The sequence below is a fragment of the Streptomyces sp. NPDC020965 genome (assembly GCF_044333555.1).
Classification (GTDB): domain Bacteria; phylum Actinomycetota; class Actinomycetes; order Streptomycetales; family Streptomycetaceae; genus Streptomyces.
Window position 1 is genome coordinate 375989 of record NZ_JBIRRE010000003.1, and the last position, 15683, is coordinate 391671.

The 15683-nt window shown below is 69.5% G+C and carries 17 protein-coding genes and 1 tRNA gene; 16 read left to right on the top strand and 2 right to left on the bottom strand.

The genetic code is table 11. The features are described 5' to 3' along the window. Positions 1-367 precede the first annotated feature (367 nt). From ACH4S7_RS12115 to ACH4S7_RS12135, 5 genes are all read left to right on the top strand, one after another. Entirely contained in the window at positions 368-2737 is a 2370-nt protein-coding gene (locus ACH4S7_RS12115; protein ID WP_398521033.1) for a glycosyl hydrolase family 18 protein, read from the top strand. A gap of 366 nt (positions 2738-3103) precedes the next feature. Next, the gene (locus tag ACH4S7_RS12120) at positions 3104-3808 is read left to right on the top strand and encodes an HNH endonuclease (protein ID WP_398521034.1); all 705 of its coding nucleotides are present in this window, start codon (positions 3104-3106) and stop codon (positions 3806-3808) included. Positions 3809-4053: 245 nt separating this feature from the next. Continuing rightward, positions 4054-4260: a hypothetical protein gene (locus ACH4S7_RS12125; RefSeq protein WP_398521035.1), complete on the top strand. Its 207-nt coding sequence runs from the start codon at positions 4054-4056 to the stop codon at positions 4258-4260. Positions 4261-4406: 146 nt separating this feature from the next. Continuing rightward, positions 4407-4994 (top strand): HhH-GPD-type base excision DNA repair protein, encoded by a 588-nt coding sequence (locus ACH4S7_RS12130; RefSeq protein WP_398521036.1) that lies wholly within the window; start codon positions 4407-4409, stop codon positions 4992-4994. A 165-nt stretch (positions 4995-5159) separates the two neighbouring features. Further along, positions 5160-6683, top strand: a complete 1524-nt coding sequence (locus ACH4S7_RS12135) for a M20/M25/M40 family metallo-hydrolase (RefSeq protein WP_398521362.1) — start codon at positions 5160-5162, stop codon at positions 6681-6683. Between the two features lie 165 nt (positions 6684-6848). Here the strand turns inward: ACH4S7_RS12135 and ACH4S7_RS12140 are convergent, their stop codons facing one another. Then, positions 6849-8441, bottom strand: a complete 1593-nt coding sequence (locus ACH4S7_RS12140) for a helicase HerA-like domain-containing protein (protein WP_398521037.1) — start codon at positions 8439-8441, stop codon at positions 6849-6851. 95 nt (positions 8442-8536) lie between these two features. Here ACH4S7_RS12140 and ACH4S7_RS12145 point away from each other — a divergent pair, with 95 nt between their 5' ends. Then, positions 8537-8833, top strand: a complete 297-nt coding sequence (locus ACH4S7_RS12145) for a type II toxin-antitoxin system VapB family antitoxin (protein WP_096626547.1) — start codon at positions 8537-8539, stop codon at positions 8831-8833. Between the two features lie 167 nt (positions 8834-9000). Next, the gene (locus ACH4S7_RS12150) at positions 9001-9624 is read left to right on the top strand and encodes a LytR C-terminal domain-containing protein (RefSeq protein ID WP_398521038.1); all 624 of its coding nucleotides are present in this window, start codon (positions 9001-9003) and stop codon (positions 9622-9624) included. A gap of 191 nt (positions 9625-9815) precedes the next feature. Here the strand turns inward: ACH4S7_RS12150 and upp are convergent, their stop codons facing one another. Continuing rightward, entirely contained in the window at positions 9816-10451 is a 636-nt protein-coding gene (gene upp, locus ACH4S7_RS12155; RefSeq protein WP_398521039.1) for a uracil phosphoribosyltransferase, read from the bottom strand. 86 nt (positions 10452-10537) lie between these two features. On the opposite strand from upp, the gene ACH4S7_RS12160 reads away from it, so the two are divergent. The 9 genes from ACH4S7_RS12160 to ACH4S7_RS12200 all read left to right on the top strand — a co-directional run bounded on the left by ACH4S7_RS12160 (position 10538) and on the right by ACH4S7_RS12200 (position 15471). Then, complete coding sequence (locus ACH4S7_RS12160; RefSeq protein ID WP_398521040.1) at positions 10538-10789, top strand: hypothetical protein; 252 nt, start codon at positions 10538-10540, stop codon at positions 10787-10789. Between the two features lie 144 nt (positions 10790-10933). Then, the gene (locus ACH4S7_RS12165) at positions 10934-11455 is read left to right on the top strand and encodes a hypothetical protein (RefSeq protein ID WP_398521363.1); all 522 of its coding nucleotides are present in this window, start codon (positions 10934-10936) and stop codon (positions 11453-11455) included. Between the two features lie 105 nt (positions 11456-11560). Beyond that, complete coding sequence (gene tadA / locus ACH4S7_RS12170; protein WP_398521364.1) at positions 11561-11989, top strand: tRNA adenosine(34) deaminase TadA; 429 nt, start codon at positions 11561-11563, stop codon at positions 11987-11989. 135 nt (positions 11990-12124) lie between these two features. After that, a tRNA-Ser gene (locus ACH4S7_RS12175) sits at positions 12125-12209 on the top strand. Between the two features lie 226 nt (positions 12210-12435). Continuing rightward, on the top strand, positions 12436-12684 hold the full coding sequence (locus ACH4S7_RS12180) for a hypothetical protein (RefSeq protein ID WP_398521041.1): 249 nt from the start codon (positions 12436-12438) through the stop codon (positions 12682-12684). Beyond that, on the top strand, positions 12669-13109 hold the full coding sequence (locus ACH4S7_RS12185; RefSeq protein ID WP_398521042.1) for a hypothetical protein: 441 nt from the start codon (positions 12669-12671) through the stop codon (positions 13107-13109). The genes ACH4S7_RS12180 and ACH4S7_RS12185 overlap by 16 nt, the downstream gene beginning before the upstream one ends. A gap of 407 nt (positions 13110-13516) precedes the next feature. Further along, positions 13517-13681, top strand: coding sequence for a hypothetical protein (locus tag ACH4S7_RS12190; RefSeq protein WP_398521043.1), 165 nt, complete (start codon positions 13517-13519; stop codon positions 13679-13681). 76 nt (positions 13682-13757) lie between these two features. Further along, entirely contained in the window at positions 13758-14051 is a 294-nt protein-coding gene (locus ACH4S7_RS12195) for a Dabb family protein (protein ID WP_398521044.1), read from the top strand. A 598-nt stretch (positions 14052-14649) separates the two neighbouring features. Continuing rightward, complete coding sequence (locus ACH4S7_RS12200; protein WP_398521365.1) at positions 14650-15471, top strand: RNA polymerase sigma factor SigF; 822 nt, start codon at positions 14650-14652, stop codon at positions 15469-15471. Positions 15472-15683: the final 212 nt, after the last annotated feature.

Below are 15683 nucleotides of genomic sequence, written 5' to 3' on the forward strand. Positions count from 1 at the left end.
CAGACCTGTGCGCGCCTATCGGACGGTCGGCCCCGGCCGTACCCCCGTGCGCGTGCCCACCCCTCCCCCCGCGCCCACACCCGCTCCGCGCGTCGGAATGCCGACAGTGACGGGAATCCGACGCGGCACCACCCTTACCGATTGGTCCAGACCAAGAGCAGAGTTGATCCAGCACGCGCTGGACCGCACCCGCCGCACCGGTACGGGGACCCACACCCGGCCCGCACGGAGCGGCACCTCCCTACCCCCAACCACCCCCAGCCGGAGGCACCGCGCACGCAAGCGGACACGCACGGCACACGCAAGCAGACAGGCACCGAGCACGGACTGAGCACGGCCACACACCCCCACCCCCTCAGGGAGAGCCATGTTCAACCGACAGCGCAGCGGCCGACAGCACAGCGGCCGACCACAGACGAGCCCACCCAACGGCGGCCCACCGCACGGCGGCCGACGGCGCGGCCGGCACCCGTACAGACGATTCGCCGCCTATCTCGCCGCACTCCTCCTCCCCCTCGCCACCCTCACCGGTCTGGCCACCCCGGCCCAGGCAGCCGGCACCCTCACCGCGACCTTCACCAGCGAGAACTACGGCTCCTGGTGGAAGAGCACCTATGTCATCCGCAACAGCGGCACCACCCCCGTCACCGGCTGGACGCTGGCCTTCGATCTGCCGCCGGGCGTCTCCGTCAACGGCCACTACCACGGTGACGCGACCGTCAGCGGCAGCCGGGTGACGGTCAAGAACGCGCACTACAACGCGACCGTCCCGGCCAACGGCAGCACCGAGCCGTACAGCTACTGGTTCCTGGCCAACGGTCAGATCACGTCACCGGCCCGGTGCACGATCAACGGCGACAAGTGCGACGGGACCCCCGATGTCCCGCCGGGCGCGCCCTCCGTCCCGAGCGCCACCTCGGTGACCGCCCGTACGGTCGCGCTGGCCTGGACCGCCGCGACCCCGGGCGACTACCCCGTGGCCTCGTACGACGTGATCAGCGGCGGCGCCACCGTGGCGACCTCGTCGACCACCGGCGCGACGGTCACCGGGCTGACCCCGGCGACGAACTACACCTTCACCGTCCGGGCCAAGGACACCCGGGGCAACCCCGGTCCGGCGAGCCCACCGTTCACCGTGCGGACCGTGGACCCGGCGACCGATCCCGTGCCGCCGACCGTGCCGGGCGGTCTGCGCGTGACCGCGAAGACCGCCTCCACGGTGAGCCTCGCCTGGAACGCGTCGACCGACAACGTCGCCGTGGCGGCGTACGACGTCTACCGGGGCACCACCCTCGCCCGGACGGTGACCACCACGTCCGCGACCATCGGCGGGCTCTCCCCGGCCACCCCCTACACCTTCACCGTCAAGGCCCGGGACACCGCCGACAACACATCGGCGGCGTCCACCGCGCTCGCCGTCAGCACGGACGACGTGGCCGGACCGGGCAATTATCACAAGATCGGCTACTTCAGTCAGTGGGGCATCTACGGGCGCCAGTACTTCATCAAGAACCTGGACACGTCCGGCGCCGCCGCCAAGCTCGATGTCGTCAACTACGCCTTCCAGAACGTCGATCCGACCAATCTGACCTGCCAGGCCGGTGTCACCAAGGGCGTGTCCGGCAATCCGCAGGACCCGAACGAGGGCGACGGCGCGGGTGACGCCGACGCGGACTACGGCCGGCCCATGTCGGCCGCCCAGTCGGTGGACGGCGTCGCCGACGACGGCTGGGGCAAGCTCCGGGGCAACTTCAACCAGATCAAGAAGCTCAAGGCCAAGCACCCGCACCTGAAGTTCGTCGTCTCGCTCGGCGGCTGGACCTTCTCCAAGTACTTCGCCGACGCCGCCGCGACCCCGGCCTCACGGGAGAAGTTCGTCCGCTCCTGCGTCGACGTCTGGATCAAGGGCAATCTGCCCGTCTACAACGGCGCGGGCGGTCCCGGCACCGGCGCCGGGGTCTTCGACGGCATCGACATCGACTGGGAGTGGCCGGGCGCCGAGGGCCACCCCGGCAACCACTGGAGCGCGGTCGACAAGAACAACCTGACCGCACTGCTGGCGGAGTTCCGGAGCCAACTCGACGCGCTCGGCGGTGAGCACCGGCTGCTGACCGCCTTCACCCCGGCCGACCCGGCGAAGATCCAGGCGGGCTGGGACCTGACGAAGATCTTCGACTACCTCGACTTCGCCAATGTGCAGGGGTACGACTTCCACGGCTCGGGCAGCGACAACTCCTGGGAGCCGGCCCGCACCGGACACCAGGCCAATCTGCACCGGGACGCCCAGGACCCGTACACCTTCGACTTCAGCATCGAGAAGGCGGTACAGACCTATCTGGACGCCGGGGTCAATCCACGCAAGCTGACGGTGGGCTTCCCGTTCTACGGCCGTGGCTGGAAGGAGGTCGCGAGCGGGCCCCCGGGCGTCAACGGTGAGTGGCAGACCGCGAACGGGGCCGCGACGGGACAGTTCCCGGTGGAAGCGGGCATCCGTGGCTACCACAACCTGATCACCAGCGTGCCGAACATGACCATCTACCACGACGCACAGTCCATCTCCACCTATGGATACACGGGTGCGAACGGACAGTGGTGGAGCTTCGACGACGCCTGGTCGATCGGGAAGAAGACCGACTGGATCAAGTCGAAGGGGCTGCTCGGCGGGATGGTCTGGGAGATGTCAGGTGACACCCCGAACGGAACGCTGATGAACGCACTACACGCCGGACTCCCGTAGGGCCGCTCGGCTGGATCTCGCCGGGCTGACCCGGCCCGATCCAGCCGAAAGACCCGGGCTCCCGCCTCCCCGACGGGGTCCGCACCCGGGCCGGCACGACCAGGTCCTGCCCGGGACCCCCGGCCGGACGCACGGTCCGGCCGGGGACACACACCGCACCGGCGTCCCAGGCGTCGGTGTACGGGGAGGGGGCGGCGCGGCACGATCGGTCGCGCCGCCCCCGCACGCCCGCCCACCCCAGCACCCATGCTCCGTATGAGGGGAAACCACCATCACCGCACGGGTCCGGCCCGGTATCCGCTCGTACGGGTGGATTGGCCGCGATACGCGCCCCCGACCCGAGCCCGGAGCGCTATTCAACGAAGCATGATCCAACACATCGGCCGCACCCTCGCGGCCCTCGCCCTCGCCATCGCCCCCGCCCTGGGGTCCGCGCCGGCGCAGGCGGCGCTCCACCGCGGCCCGGCCACCCCGGCCGTGATCGCCCAGCTCGAAGACGCCATCTCCGTGATGCTCACCGCCGACGAGGACCGCTCGGGGTATTCGAGCTCCCTCTTCCCGCACTGGAACGACGGCCGGAACACCGTCGACGACTGCTCGACCCGCCAGGAGGTACTGATCGCGGAGGCGGTCGAGGAGCCCACCGTGGGTCCCGGCTGCACCCTGGCGGGCGGCCGGTGGGTCTCGTACTACGACGCGCAGTCGGTCACCAGGGCCGCCAGCCTTGAGGTGGACCATGTCGTGCCGCTCGCGGAGGCGTGGGGCTCGGGCGCCCGCACCTGGACCACCGAACGCCGGGAGGCGTACGCCAACGACCAGGCCGCCCCGGCCACCCTGGCCGCCGTGACCGCCCGGATGAAGCGCGAGAAGGCCGACCAGGACATCACCGGCTGGCTGCCGCCGGAGTCCACCCCGTACTGCCGGTACATCGGGGAGTGGGTCGGGACCAAACTGCGCTGGGGGCTGAGCACCGACAAGGACGAGCTGGAGTCGCTGAAGCTCTTCGCCGACGGCCCCTGCGAGACCACGATCGTCCGCTACACCCCGGCCCCCGGATCCACCCCGACCTAAAGCCCTCCCCCTCAGCCCCCTCAGCCCTGCCTGCCTGTCCTGCCTGCCTGTCCTGCCTGCCTGTCCTGCCTGTCCGCCCTGCTCCAGCACGCGCACTCCCGCATGACCATCCCCCGCAACGGTGACTTCTCTCAGCCGAACGGGTGAATGCCGAGCGTTCCGCGTTTGATGCCGTGACCTTCCGGCCGGTCGGATAGATATACCGGTCGCTGGTGTAAGCGACGAACAGATGGGCGAAAAGCGACATGAAGGTCAAACTCACCCTTACCGTACTGGGGGCGACGGCGCTGGCTTCCGTGCTCCCGGTCGCCTCGGCAGCCGCCGACGAAACCAACCACAACTCCCACAACGGTCACCGTGTGTCGCTGATCCAGATGGGTCAGGTCGACGACCCGATGGAGGACGTCCTGGAGCACGCGGCGGTCCTCGGGACGACCTACGTCTACGACTGATCCCCCCGACACCGCACAGCGGCTCCCTCCCCCGCACCGGGGGGAGGGAGCCTTCTCCTGCCCCCGGCCCGCGCCCCGGCCCCCGGCCCGTACCGCCGCCGCCCGGTTCACTGGCGGCACGGCCGAGGCCGGGTGATCATCGAAGGATGAGCCCCACGATCCATCTCGCCCAGGAGCCCGAAGCCGACGACCTGCTCGGGCGCAGCCCGCTCGCCGCCCTGGTCGGCATGTTGCTCGACCAGCAGGTCCCCATGGAGTGGGCGTTCTCCGGCCCGTACACCATCGCGCGGCGGATGGGCCGCGACGATCTCGACGCCGGGGAGATCGCCTCCTACGACCCCGACGCCTTCGCCGGACTGCTGAAGGAGAAACCCGCCGTCCACCGCTATCCCGGCAGCATGGCCAAGCGGGTGCAGACGCTCTGCCAGTTCCTGGTGGACGAGTACGGCGGGGAGGCGGAAGCCGTCTGGCGGGACGCGGCGAGCGGGGACGAGCTGCTGACCCGGCTGAAGGCGCTGCCCGGGTTCGGCGAGCAGAAGGCCAAGATCTTCCTGGCGCTGCTCGGCAAGCAGTACGACGTACGGCCGACGGGCTGGCGCGCGGCGGCGGGCGCTTACGGGGAACAGGGCTCGTACCGGTCGGCGGCCGACATCACCGGGCCGGAATCGCTCGCCAAGGTGCGTGCCCACAAACAGGAAATGAAACGCGCCGCGAAATCGGCCAAAAATGGCTGATGTTCGGCGCGTTGAAGCGGACGCGCCAATTCCTGGGTGTCAATGCGATGAAAAGAGACGTGACTTGAGGCACAAGCGTTCCCACGGTGGCGGCGGTGTCGCTAACTTCCCCTCAACTTGACCACACCGGGAAGGAACTCTGTGAAGGCAACCCGTCGCAGAGCCGTGGCCACTCTGGCCGCCGCCGCACTCGCCACCCCGCTCATGCTGGCCTCCGCCTCCCCCTCCTCCGCGCACCACCCGGACGCGGGGCAGCAGGCGGCGAAGCTGGCGAAGAAGCTCGTCGCCAAGGCGTCCGTGAAGGACGCCCACAAGCACCTGAAGAAGTTCCAGCAGATAGCAGACACGACCGGCGGCAACCGGGCAGCCGGCACCCTCGGCTACGACGCGTCGGCCGCGTATGTCTACCAGCAGCTCAAGAAGTACGGCCTCGACGTCCGGTACGAGCCCTTCACCTTCCTCTACACCGAGACCCAGGCCCAGAAGCTGTCGGTCGTCACACCGACGCCGAAGGACATCGCGATCACGGCGCTGACCTACACCAGGTCCACCCCGGTCGGTGGGATCAAGGCCGATCTGGCGACCGTGCCGGCCGACGCGACCACCGGCTGCGAGGCCACCGACTACGCCTCCGGCACCTTCACCGGGAAGATCGCGCTGATCAAGCGCGGCGGCTGCACCTTCGCCATCAAGCAGGCGGCGGCGGCCGACGCGGGCGCGGTCGGCGCGATCATCTACAACAACATCGCGGGCTCGATGGGCGGCACCCTCGGTGACTCCACCGTCGGCCGGATACCCACCGGTGGCATCACCCAGGCCGAAGGGGACCAGCTCGTCGCCGCCGTCGCGAACGGGCCGGTGAACGTCTCCTTCGAGATCCGCCAGCTTCAGCAGAACCGCGTCACCCACAACGTCATCGCGGAGACCCGTACGGGCAACGCGGCCAACACCGTGGTGCTCGGCTCCCACCTCGACTCCGTCTTCGAGGGCCCGGGCATCAACGACAACGGCTCCGGCTCGGCCGGACTGCTGGAGGTCGCCCAGGAGCTGGCCAAGGCCGAGAAGCGGCCCACCAACAAGGTCCGCTTCGCCTGGTGGTCGGCCGAGGAGGTCGGACTGCTCGGCTCGAAGGCGTACGTCGCGAGCCTGAGCCCGCTGGAGAAGCAGGAGATCAAGCTCTACCTGAACTTCGACATGATCGCCTCGCCGAACTACGGACTCTTCGTCTACGACGGCGACAACTCCGACGGTGTGGGCGCGGGCCCCGGCCCCGAGGGCTCGGCGCAGTTGGAGCGCGACATCAACACCTTCCTCGACGGGCGGAACACCCCGCACGAGGGCACCGACTTCTCGGGCCGCTCGGACTACGGCCCGTTCATCGAGGTCGGCATCCCGTCCGGTGGCACCTTCACCGGTGCGGAGGGCATCAAGTCGGCCGAGCAGGCGGCGAAGTTCGGCGGCACGGCGGGTGTCGCGTACGACCCGAACTACCACGCCAAGGGCGACGACATCAAGAACGTCAACCTGACCGCGTTCGGCGTCAACATCGGTGTGATCGCGAACGCGGTGGGCACCTACGCGCACGACATCAGCTCGCTGCGGAAGCCGGTGACCACGGTCCCGACCCAGCCCGGCACGGGCAGTGGCGGCGGTCTGCACGAGGGTCACGGCGACGAGGTGACCGAGTAACAGCCGAGTAGCACCCGGGCGGTCGACGCCACGGCGGCGCGGCGGTACGGACAGCGGTAGGGGCGGGGCGCTCACGCGGGTCGTGGGCGCCCCGCCGCACGCCGTACGGATCCCCACCCGGCCGCGGGGCGGTCGCCCCGCCCCCGGCCCTGCCCCCGCTCCTGGTCAACGCCTTCGACGGGCCGTGCCGAAGAGGGACCGGCTGATCTCCCGGCCGAGCTGGGTGCCCACCGAACGGGCCAGCGAGCGGAAGACCCCGCTGCCGACGACCTGTGACACCAGCGACTCGTCCGCCGCCGACTTCCCCTGCCCCTTCGCCTTCTCCTCCCCCTCCCCCTTCTCCTCCTCCTTCGCCTTCTCCGCCTGCTCGGCCGGGGGTTCCCCGGAGGCCGCCCCGCCAGGAGCCGCCGCAGGCGCCGTCAGCCGTTCGTACGCCGACTCCCGGTCCACCGCCTCCGCGTACCTCCCGTACAGCGGTGACGCCCGCACCGCCGACTCCAGCGCCACCGCGTCCACCGGCCCCATCAGCGACACCGGCGCCCGCAGCCGGGTGGCCGCGACCGGCGTGGGCGCGCCCGTCTCACTGAGCACGGTGATCACCGCCTCGCCCGTACCGAGCCCGGTGAGCACCTCCTCCAGGTCGTACGGCGAGTTCGGGAAGGTCCGTACCGTCGCCTTGAGCGCCTTGGCGTCCTCCGGGGTGAACGCCCGCAGCGCGTGCTGCACCCGGTTGCCGAGCTGCGCCAGCACATCGGACGGCACGTCCTTGGGCGTCTGGGTCACGAAGAAGACGCCCACCCCTTTTGAGCGAATCAACCGCACGGTCTGGGTGATCGACTCCAGAAACGCCTTGCTCGCGCCGCTGAACAGCAGATGCGCCTCGTCGAGGAAGAAGACCAGTTTCGGCTTCTCCACGTCCCCGACCTCGGGCAGATCGTGGAAGAGATCCGCCAGCAGCCACATCAGGAACGTCGAGAACAACTGCGGTTTGTCCTGGACGGCGGCCAGTTCCAGTACGGAGACGAGCCCGCGCCCGTCCGGGGCCGTACGCAGCAGCTCGGCCGTGTCGAACTCCGGCTCCCCGAAGAAGGGGCCGGCCCCCTGCTGCTCGAACGCCGTGATCGACCGCAGGATCACCCCGGCCGTCGCCGACGACAGTCCGCCGATGTTCTTCAGCTCCGCCTTCCCCGGATCGGAGACGAGGAAGGCGACCACGGCCCGCAGATCCTTCAGGTCCACCAGTTCGAGCCCCTTGGCATCGGCGTAGTGGAAGATCAGGCCGAGCGACTGTTCCTGGGTCGGATTGAGCTGGAGCACCTTCGAGAGCAGTACGGGACCGAAGCTGGTCACCGTCGCCCGCACCGGGATGCCGGGGCCGATGCCGCCGAGCCCGTAGAACTCGGTGGGGAACCCCTGGCCGGTCCACTCCTGTCCGACCTGGGCGGCCCGCTCGGCGACCCGGTCGCCGGGGACTCCACGGGCGGAGATCCCGGAGACGTCGCCCTTGATGTCGGCGAGGAAGACGGGGACGCCGTTGGCCGAGAGCTGCTCGGCGATGAGCTGGAGCGTCTTGGTCTTGCCGGTGCCGGTCGCGCCGGCGACCAGACCGTGCCGGTTGAGCATCGGGAGCGGGATACGGATCGGGGCGTCGGCCAGACATTCGCCGTCCCAGAGCAGCGCGCCGAGGTCGAGTGCGGGTCCGGTGAAGGCGTACCCCGAGGCGATTTCCTGTGCGGGTGGCGGCAAGCTCCCGGCCATGAGGGACCCCGATTTCCGGTCTGATGCGTTTTGCCCAGGATCGCACTCTGTCGCCATGGCTGCGCCCGGAGGCGCTTGCCCGGTAGGCTTTCCGTGTGATCTTCAAGCGCATCGGCAACGGACGGCCTTACCCCGACCATGGCCGGGAAAGCACCCGGCAGTGGGCGGACGTGGCACCGCGCCCGGTCCGCCTCGATCAGCTCGTGACCACCAAGGGGCAGCTCGATCTCGAAACGCTGCTCGCCGAGGACTCGACGTTCTACGGAGATCTCTTCGCGCACGTCGTGAAGTGGCAGGGCGACCTCTATCTGGAGGACGGTCTGCACCGCGCGGTCCGGGCCGCGCTCCAGCAGCGCCAGGTTCTGCACGCACGCGTCCTCGACCTCGGCTGAGCCCCGCGACCCCGCGGATTACCCACGGTCTCCCCGCGATTCCCCCGTTTCCGCCCTTGGGGCACCCGGGGGCCGACTGACCCGTTCGGGCTCTTTAAAGGACCGTACGGACGCAAAGCGTTGATCATCTTGTAGGCATGACCACCGGGCCGCACTACGCTGCGCCCATGAGCATGCTCACTCCCCCCGGCATGGGCGGAAAGTACCGCATCACGGGCAACAAATACCCCCATATGCGACGCCCGGGCAACGGTCGCCGAATTGTCACGTTGGTCGTCGCCGCAGTGTTCGCGCTGGGCCTGGCCGGCTGGGGAACCGTACAGCTCATCCAGGTCTTCACCGGCGACGGCGACACCACCGCGTCCGCCGGCCGGAAGACGGACTGCAAACCCGGTCCCCGCCCGTCTGCGGCACCGATCCCGACCCTCAAACCGGGGCAGATCACGGTGAACGTCTACAACGCCACCCCACGCGGGGGCCTCGCCAAGGCCGCGGCGGACGAACTGCGCAAACGCGGTTTCGCGATCGGCAAGGTCGGGAACGCGACGGCGGCGTACGACAAGAAGGTCCCGGCCGTCGGGGTGTTGCTGGGCGCGCCGACCGCGGTGAAGGGGTCCTTCCTCGTGCTGGGCACCCAACTGAAGGGCGCGGCGACGAAGACGGACACCCGGAAGACGGCGGACGTGGACCTGATCCTGGGCACGGGATTCACCACGCTCTCCCCGAAGCCGCTGGCCGACCAGGCGCTCGCGGCCCTGGCGAAGCCGGCCCCCGCACCAGGCCGGTGCTGACCCTGGCCAACGCCCGCCCCGATCCCGGTGCTGACCCAGCCCCACCGCCACCCCGATCCCGGTGCGGGCAGCACGCACGAACGCCCGGACCCTGATGGATCCGGGCGTTACCCAGCCTCATCGGCTCAGCCTCACCGACTCAGCCTCATCGGCTCAGCGGCGGCACCGGGCCGCAGCACAAGGGCCGGGAATTAGTCCGCCGTGCCGTACATCCGGTCACCCGCGTCGCCCAGCCCGGGCACGATGTACCCCTGCTCATTGAGCCGCTCGTCCACGGCCGCGGTGACCACGGTCACCGGCGAACCCGCCAGCTCGCGCTCCATCACCTCGACGCCCTCCGGCGCCGCCAGCAGCACGACCGCCGTCACATCGTCGGCGCCCCGCTTGATCAGCTCACGGATCGCCGCGACCAGCGTGCCGCCGGTCGCCAGCATCGGGTCGAGGACGTACACCTGACGGCCGGAGAGGTCCTCCGGCATCCGGGTCGCGTACGTCGACGCCTCCAGCGTCTCCTCATTGCGGATCATCCCGAGGAAGCCCACCTCGGCGGTCGGCAGCAGCCGCACCATGCCGTCGAGCATTCCGAGACCCGCCCGCAGGATCGGCACCACCAGCGGGCGCGGGTGCGACAGCTTCACGCCCGTGGTCCGGACCACGGGGGTGTCGATGTCCACCTGTTCGGTGCGCACATCCCGGGTCGCCTCGTACGCGAGCAGGGTGACCAGCTCGTCGGCGAGACGCCGGAAGGTCGGGGAGTCGGTGCGCCGATCGCGCAGCGTGGTGAGTTTGTGCGCCACCAGCGGGTGGTCGACGACGTGGATCCGCATGTCATCAACAGTAGCCCGCGCTCGCATCAAGGGTGGTTCCGGAGGGAAGGTGGAGGCATACGTCCAGCCGTGGGGTGGTGTCGCCGATGCCGGAACCCGAGCGTCCCGAGTGGGAGCACGGGCGCGAACAGCGCGCTCTGAAGGGGCCGGAGAAGCCGGAGAGTACGGAGAGTGAACACGCCGGCGGAAATGATCACGAGGCCGAGCGCAGAAGACGGCGCGCCCAGTTTCTCCGTGAGCTGAACGAGGCCAAGGCCCTCCGCGACCGCGTCCAGCCCCGGCGCGCCCGTGCGGCGCGGATGCGCCAGCAGATGCGTATGCGGACGTTCCGCTGGTAGCAGTCCGGTGGTAGTCGAGAACTGATGCCCGACGCAACGACGGAAGACCTCTCGCAGCGGCCCGGTTTCTGCCACGATTCCGAGTGGGCGGGGCACGGAAACGCGCCGCCGGTCGTCACACCTCTGATCAGTGGGAGAGTCACGGTGTACTTCGCCGCACTGCTCGCGCGCACTCAAGACGGGTGGCAAGCGAGCGACACAGAGCTCGACAATGTGGAGACGCTGTCGGATCTGGCCGAGCTGGCCCGCGCCGCCTCGCTCGACGACGACACGGTCCTCGTCTTCATCGAGCAGGAGGACGCCTGGTTCGGCCTCGTCCGGGTGGAGGGCGAGGAGGATCCTCGTATCTTCGTCTCCGACGCCGCCGCCGCCGCGCGCTCCTCGTACGGAGAGATCCTCACCAACGAACTGCTCGGCGGGGACGACGACAGCCTCGTCGACGAGCTGGAGACGCTGGACCTCGACGGCACGGAGGACGGGGAGCCGGACGGGGACGACGATTTCGACCCGGACTCCGAGGCGGTGCCGGCCACCCCGCTCGGCGACCGTGACATCCTCATGGATCTCGGGCTTTCGGAGAAGGAGCTGCTGGCGCTGGACACGGACGCCCTGATGGAGATCGCGGAGGCGCTGGGCGCCGCCGACGTGCTGGAGACCGTCCGCTAGGGAGTGAGTGTCCAGGGCCGATCTTGTCGGTGGACGCGCGCCTGCCTGGTGCCTGACGGAAGACATGTGGTGACGGATCCGGTGCGGGACCCCTGGGAGGCGCCGATGCGTCTCGCCCTCGCCGAGTCGGAGCGGGCGGCGCTGTCCGGTGATGTGCCGGTCGGCGCCGTCGTCCTGGACGCGGACGGCACGCTGCTCGCGGCCGGGCACAACGAACGCGAACTGACGGGCGATCCCACCGGCCACGCCGAGGTCCTGGCGATCCGCCGGGCCGCCGAGCAGCTCGGCGGCTGGCGGCTGACCGGGTGCACGCTGGTCGTGACGTTGGAGCCGTGCACGATGTGCGCGGGCGCGATCACCCAGTCACGGGTGGACCGGGTGGTCTACGGCGCCCGGGACGAGAAGGCGGGCGCGGCCGGATCGCTCTGGGACGTCGTACGGGACCGACGGCTGAACCACCGGCCCGAGGTGATCGCCGGGGTGCTGGAGCGGGAGTGCGCGACGGCCCTGACGGACTTCTTCCGCGACCGCTGACCCCCGGCCCCACCCTTCCCCCACCCACCCGCTCCCACTCCCGCCGCCCTCACCACCCCCACCGACGGCGTGCCCCCGGGCGGACCCGGGATACGGATTTCAGACCACGGCCCCCGATGGGCTAGGCTCTCTCCCGGTAGCGTGTCCGAGCGGCCGAAGGAGCTCGCCTCGAAAGCGAGTGTGGGGAAACTCACCGAGGGTTCAAATCCCTCCGCTACCGCTTCTCACACCCCTCTTGAACTGCGGAGACGCGTTCAAGGGGGGTGTTTTGCGCTAGGGACGCGATGGCGGTACGACCAGCCGTCGAGGGGCGGCGCACGGGTTCGCGTCGGCGGCAGCCGCCTCTTTCGCCCCCGAGAAACCCTGGCTTGCCGATGGAGGGCGCCCAGCGGAAGCACCCGCGCCCGACTGGACAATAATCCTACTCTTGGTGGGACAATGCGGTCATGGCCATCGAGCACGCACCTCCGGACGAGACCACCGTCAAGAAGTCCGTCACCATCCCCAGGTCGCTGGCGCGTGAGGTTGAAGCCCGTACAGGAGCCCGGGGTTTCTCACGCTTCGTCTCCGACGCCGTCGAACACGCCCTCGCCCTGACCAAAACCAGAGAGATCGTCGAGGCGTACGAGGAGGAGCACGGCCCGTTCACTCCCGAGGAGATCGAGGAGGCCCGCCGGACATGGCACGGCGAGTAGCCCCGGCGTTCCCCAGCGCCCTCCTCATCCTCGACGCGCAGCCCCTGTCACTCCTCGCCGACCAGGACCGCAGAATGGCCCTGATGCTTAAGGTCGCCGAAGCCGAGGGATACGCGGCAGCGATCTCCACCGTCAGCATCGCCGAGGTCCGCCGCACCGGACAGGCCGCGCACCACCTGCGCTGGCTCCGCTCCCGACTCACCGTCATTCCCGCGACCGAAATCATCGCCGACCGCGCGGCGAAACTGCTGGAAGACACCGGCCTGGACGGCCACGAGAACGTCGTGGACGCGCTCGTGGTCGCCACGGCAGCATGCTCCAGTGGCCCGATGAAGGTCGCCTCCACCGATGCCTCCCATATCCCAAAACTCTGCCATGCGGCATCCGTCGGCCGCACCAGCCCCGTGGAGTGGGTCCGGGTCTAAAAGCCGTCCCGTGAGACGGAGCAGCCCCCGGCCGGTGAGGGGGCCGGGGGCTGATCCGCGTCAGGTCGGGGGAAGCGGCCTCGGGGGTCGGCCGCTCCCCCCGGCGTGGGCACGGCCCCGCGGCCCTCGCCGCGGTCGGGGGAACCTGCGGCGTGGGCACCGAGATGAGAGCCGGTCCCTGGCCCGCGGGATTCCTGCCAGGTCCCACGGGCGCACTCCCCATCGTGCTGCCTCGGCAGCACCGCCCCGGCCGGCGAACGGCCCCCATCGTCGGGCCCTTGGTCCCTAAAGGCTCGGTTAGACTTCCGCGACTCTCCACGATCACATGGCCCGATCATCCTTCGGACGTCAGGCACCGGCCGGCGGAGAGACGCACGGGTCTCAGAGATCGCCGGGAGGAAAGGCCAATGGCGCTAGCGCGGAAGATCGTGATCTACATCGTCGTCGTGTTCGTGCTCTACACGATCATCACGTCCCCGGCCAAGGCCGCCGATCTGGTCCAGATAGGGTTCGAGGGCATATCAGACGCCGCCAAGGGCGTCGGCGATTTCATGACCGAGCTCGTCAACTAGGGGCCCTGTACACCAGGACCCGTGCGAGGGCCCCGAGCCTCGCCGAGCCCCACGCCGGATCCCCCGAGGAGTTGCCTTGATCCGCCACCTGGTCCTCTTCAAGCTCAATGAAGGCGTCGCACGCGACGAGCCGCGCGTGGTCGCCGGTGTACGGGCGTTCCAGGAGTTGGACGGGCTGGTGCCCGAGCTGGAGTTCTGGGAGTGCGCCTGGAACATCACCGACCGGCCCATCGCGTACGACTTCGCGATCAACTCCGCCGTGGTCGACCGCGATGCGCTGGCGCGGTACATCGAGCATCCGGCCCATCAGGCTGCGGCCGGACGGTGGCGGGAGTTCGCCACGTGGGTGATCGCCGACTACGAGTTCTGACCCTCCCGCCCGGACACGCCACCGGCCGGGTCCTCCCGACGATCCGCCCGTACGGGCGCCCCGCGCCACCACTCGCACGACTGTCCGTACGACCGTCCTCAGGGCTCCGTACGGTCCTCCTCAACGGCCCCCTGCCCCTGTGGCAAGGGGCTTTTTGAGGTTTAGCGGTCAACTTAGCCTTCAACACGGCGGTATCTGGTGCTTGCACACAGTGGACATGTCTTGTGATGCTATGACCGCTTTTGACGGATGAGTTGACCGTAGTTGACCGCAAAGGGGTGGCGTAACCGTGCCGGCCAGTACCGCGCCTCAGGCGCCGCCCCAGAACGAACGACCGGACGATCCGCCCACCGCCGCTCCGAGCATCCGCACCGCCCCGAGCACCATCACGGACGACACCGACCACGCCATCCCTGCCCCGCCCCTCACCACGCCGAACATCCCCGCCACCGCCACCACCCCGGACGCCGGAACGAGAGACGCCGGACCGAGAGACGCCGGACCGACGGACACCAGAGGAACGGAGAGCGGGAGGACGGAGACCGGGAGCGGGCGCACCGGAGCCCCCGACGCCGCAGAGGTCGGGGACATCCCGGACATCACCGTCACCGAGATCACCGGCACGGACCTCACCCCGGCCGCCAACCGGCCCGGTGGCCGGGGCGCCGACACCCGCGCCCTCACCCAGGTGCTCTTCGGCGAGCTGAAGGAACTGGCCCCGGGCACTCCGGAGCACACGCGGGTGCGCGGGGCGCTGATCGAGGCCAATCTGCCGCTCGTGCGGTACGCGGCGGCCCGTTTTCGCAGTCGTAACGAACCGATGGAGGACGTCGTCCAGGTCGGCACCATCGGGCTGATCAACGCGATCGACCGGTTCGACCCGGACCGGGGGGTGCAGTTCCCGACCTTCGCGATGCCCACCGTGGTCGGTGAGATCAAGCGGTACTTCCGGGACAACGTACGGACCGTGCACGTCCCCCGGCGCCTCCACGAGCTGTGGGTACAGGTGAACGGCGCCACCGAGGACCTGACGACGACACACGGCCGGATGCCCACCACGGCGGAGATCGCCGAGCGGTTGAAGATCGGTGAGGACGAGGTCCTCGCCTGCATCGAGGCGGGCCGTTCGTACCACGCGACCTCACTGGAGGCCGCCCAGGAGGGCGATGGACTGCCCGGACTGCTCGACCGGCTCGGGTACGAGGACCCGGCGCTGGCGGGGGTCGAGCACCGGGATCTCGTACGCCATCTCCTCGTACAGCTGCCCGAGCGGGAGCAGCGGATCCTGATGCTGCGTTACTACAGCAATCTGACGCAGTCGCAGATCAGCCAGGAACTGGGTGTCTCGCAGATGCATGTGTCAAGGCTCCTCGCTCGGAGCTTCGCCCGATTGCGATCCGCAAACAGAATCGAGGCGTAGTCGGAACGGGTATACCCCGCGCGGGCGACCTTCGCTGACTTTTCGGGACGTCAGTACCCGTACACCCCCTGCTTCCTGCGGTGATTCACTCTGACCGTGTCGACAAATCACTTCGACGTGTTGCCGACATGTGACATTCTGCGAGAGACGCGTTTGCCGCAGCCTCGCCGCCGGTATTTCAGGTGCAGGCTGCGTTCCTCCGTTGGTCGCGG

Excerpts from the sequence above, each read along its gene's own strand:
- ACH4S7_RS12190 (WP_398521043.1), top strand. The coding sequence starts at position 13,517 with ATGGCGCTAGCGCGGAAGATCGTGATCTACATCGTCGTCGTGTTCGTG.
- ACH4S7_RS12180 (WP_398521041.1), top strand. The coding sequence starts at position 12,436 with ATGGCCATCGAGCACGCACCTCCGGACGAGACCACCGTCAAGAAGTCC.
- tadA (WP_398521364.1), top strand. The coding sequence starts at position 11,561 with ATGCGTCTCGCCCTCGCCGAGTCGGAGCGGGCGGCGCTGTCCGGTGAT.
- ACH4S7_RS12160 (WP_398521040.1), top strand. The coding sequence starts at position 10,538 with ATGCCGGAACCCGAGCGTCCCGAGTGGGAGCACGGGCGCGAACAGCGC.
- ACH4S7_RS12185 (WP_398521042.1), top strand. The coding sequence starts at position 12,669 with ATGGCACGGCGAGTAGCCCCGGCGTTCCCCAGCGCCCTCCTCATCCTC.
- ACH4S7_RS12125 (WP_398521035.1), top strand. The coding sequence starts at position 4,054 with ATGAAGGTCAAACTCACCCTTACCGTACTGGGGGCGACGGCGCTGGCT.
- ACH4S7_RS12130 (WP_398521036.1), top strand. The coding sequence starts at position 4,407 with ATGAGCCCCACGATCCATCTCGCCCAGGAGCCCGAAGCCGACGACCTG.
- ACH4S7_RS12150 (WP_398521038.1), top strand. The coding sequence starts at position 9,001 with ATGAGCATGCTCACTCCCCCCGGCATGGGCGGAAAGTACCGCATCACG.
- ACH4S7_RS12140 (WP_398521037.1), bottom strand. The coding sequence starts at position 8,441 with ATGGCCGGGAGCTTGCCGCCACCCGCACAGGAAATCGCCTCGGGGTAC.
- ACH4S7_RS12115 (WP_398521033.1), top strand. The coding sequence starts at position 368 with ATGTTCAACCGACAGCGCAGCGGCCGACAGCACAGCGGCCGACCACAG.
- ACH4S7_RS12120 (WP_398521034.1), top strand. The coding sequence starts at position 3,104 with ATGATCCAACACATCGGCCGCACCCTCGCGGCCCTCGCCCTCGCCATC.
- upp (WP_398521039.1), bottom strand. The coding sequence starts at position 10,451 with ATGCGGATCCACGTCGTCGACCACCCGCTGGTGGCGCACAAACTCACC.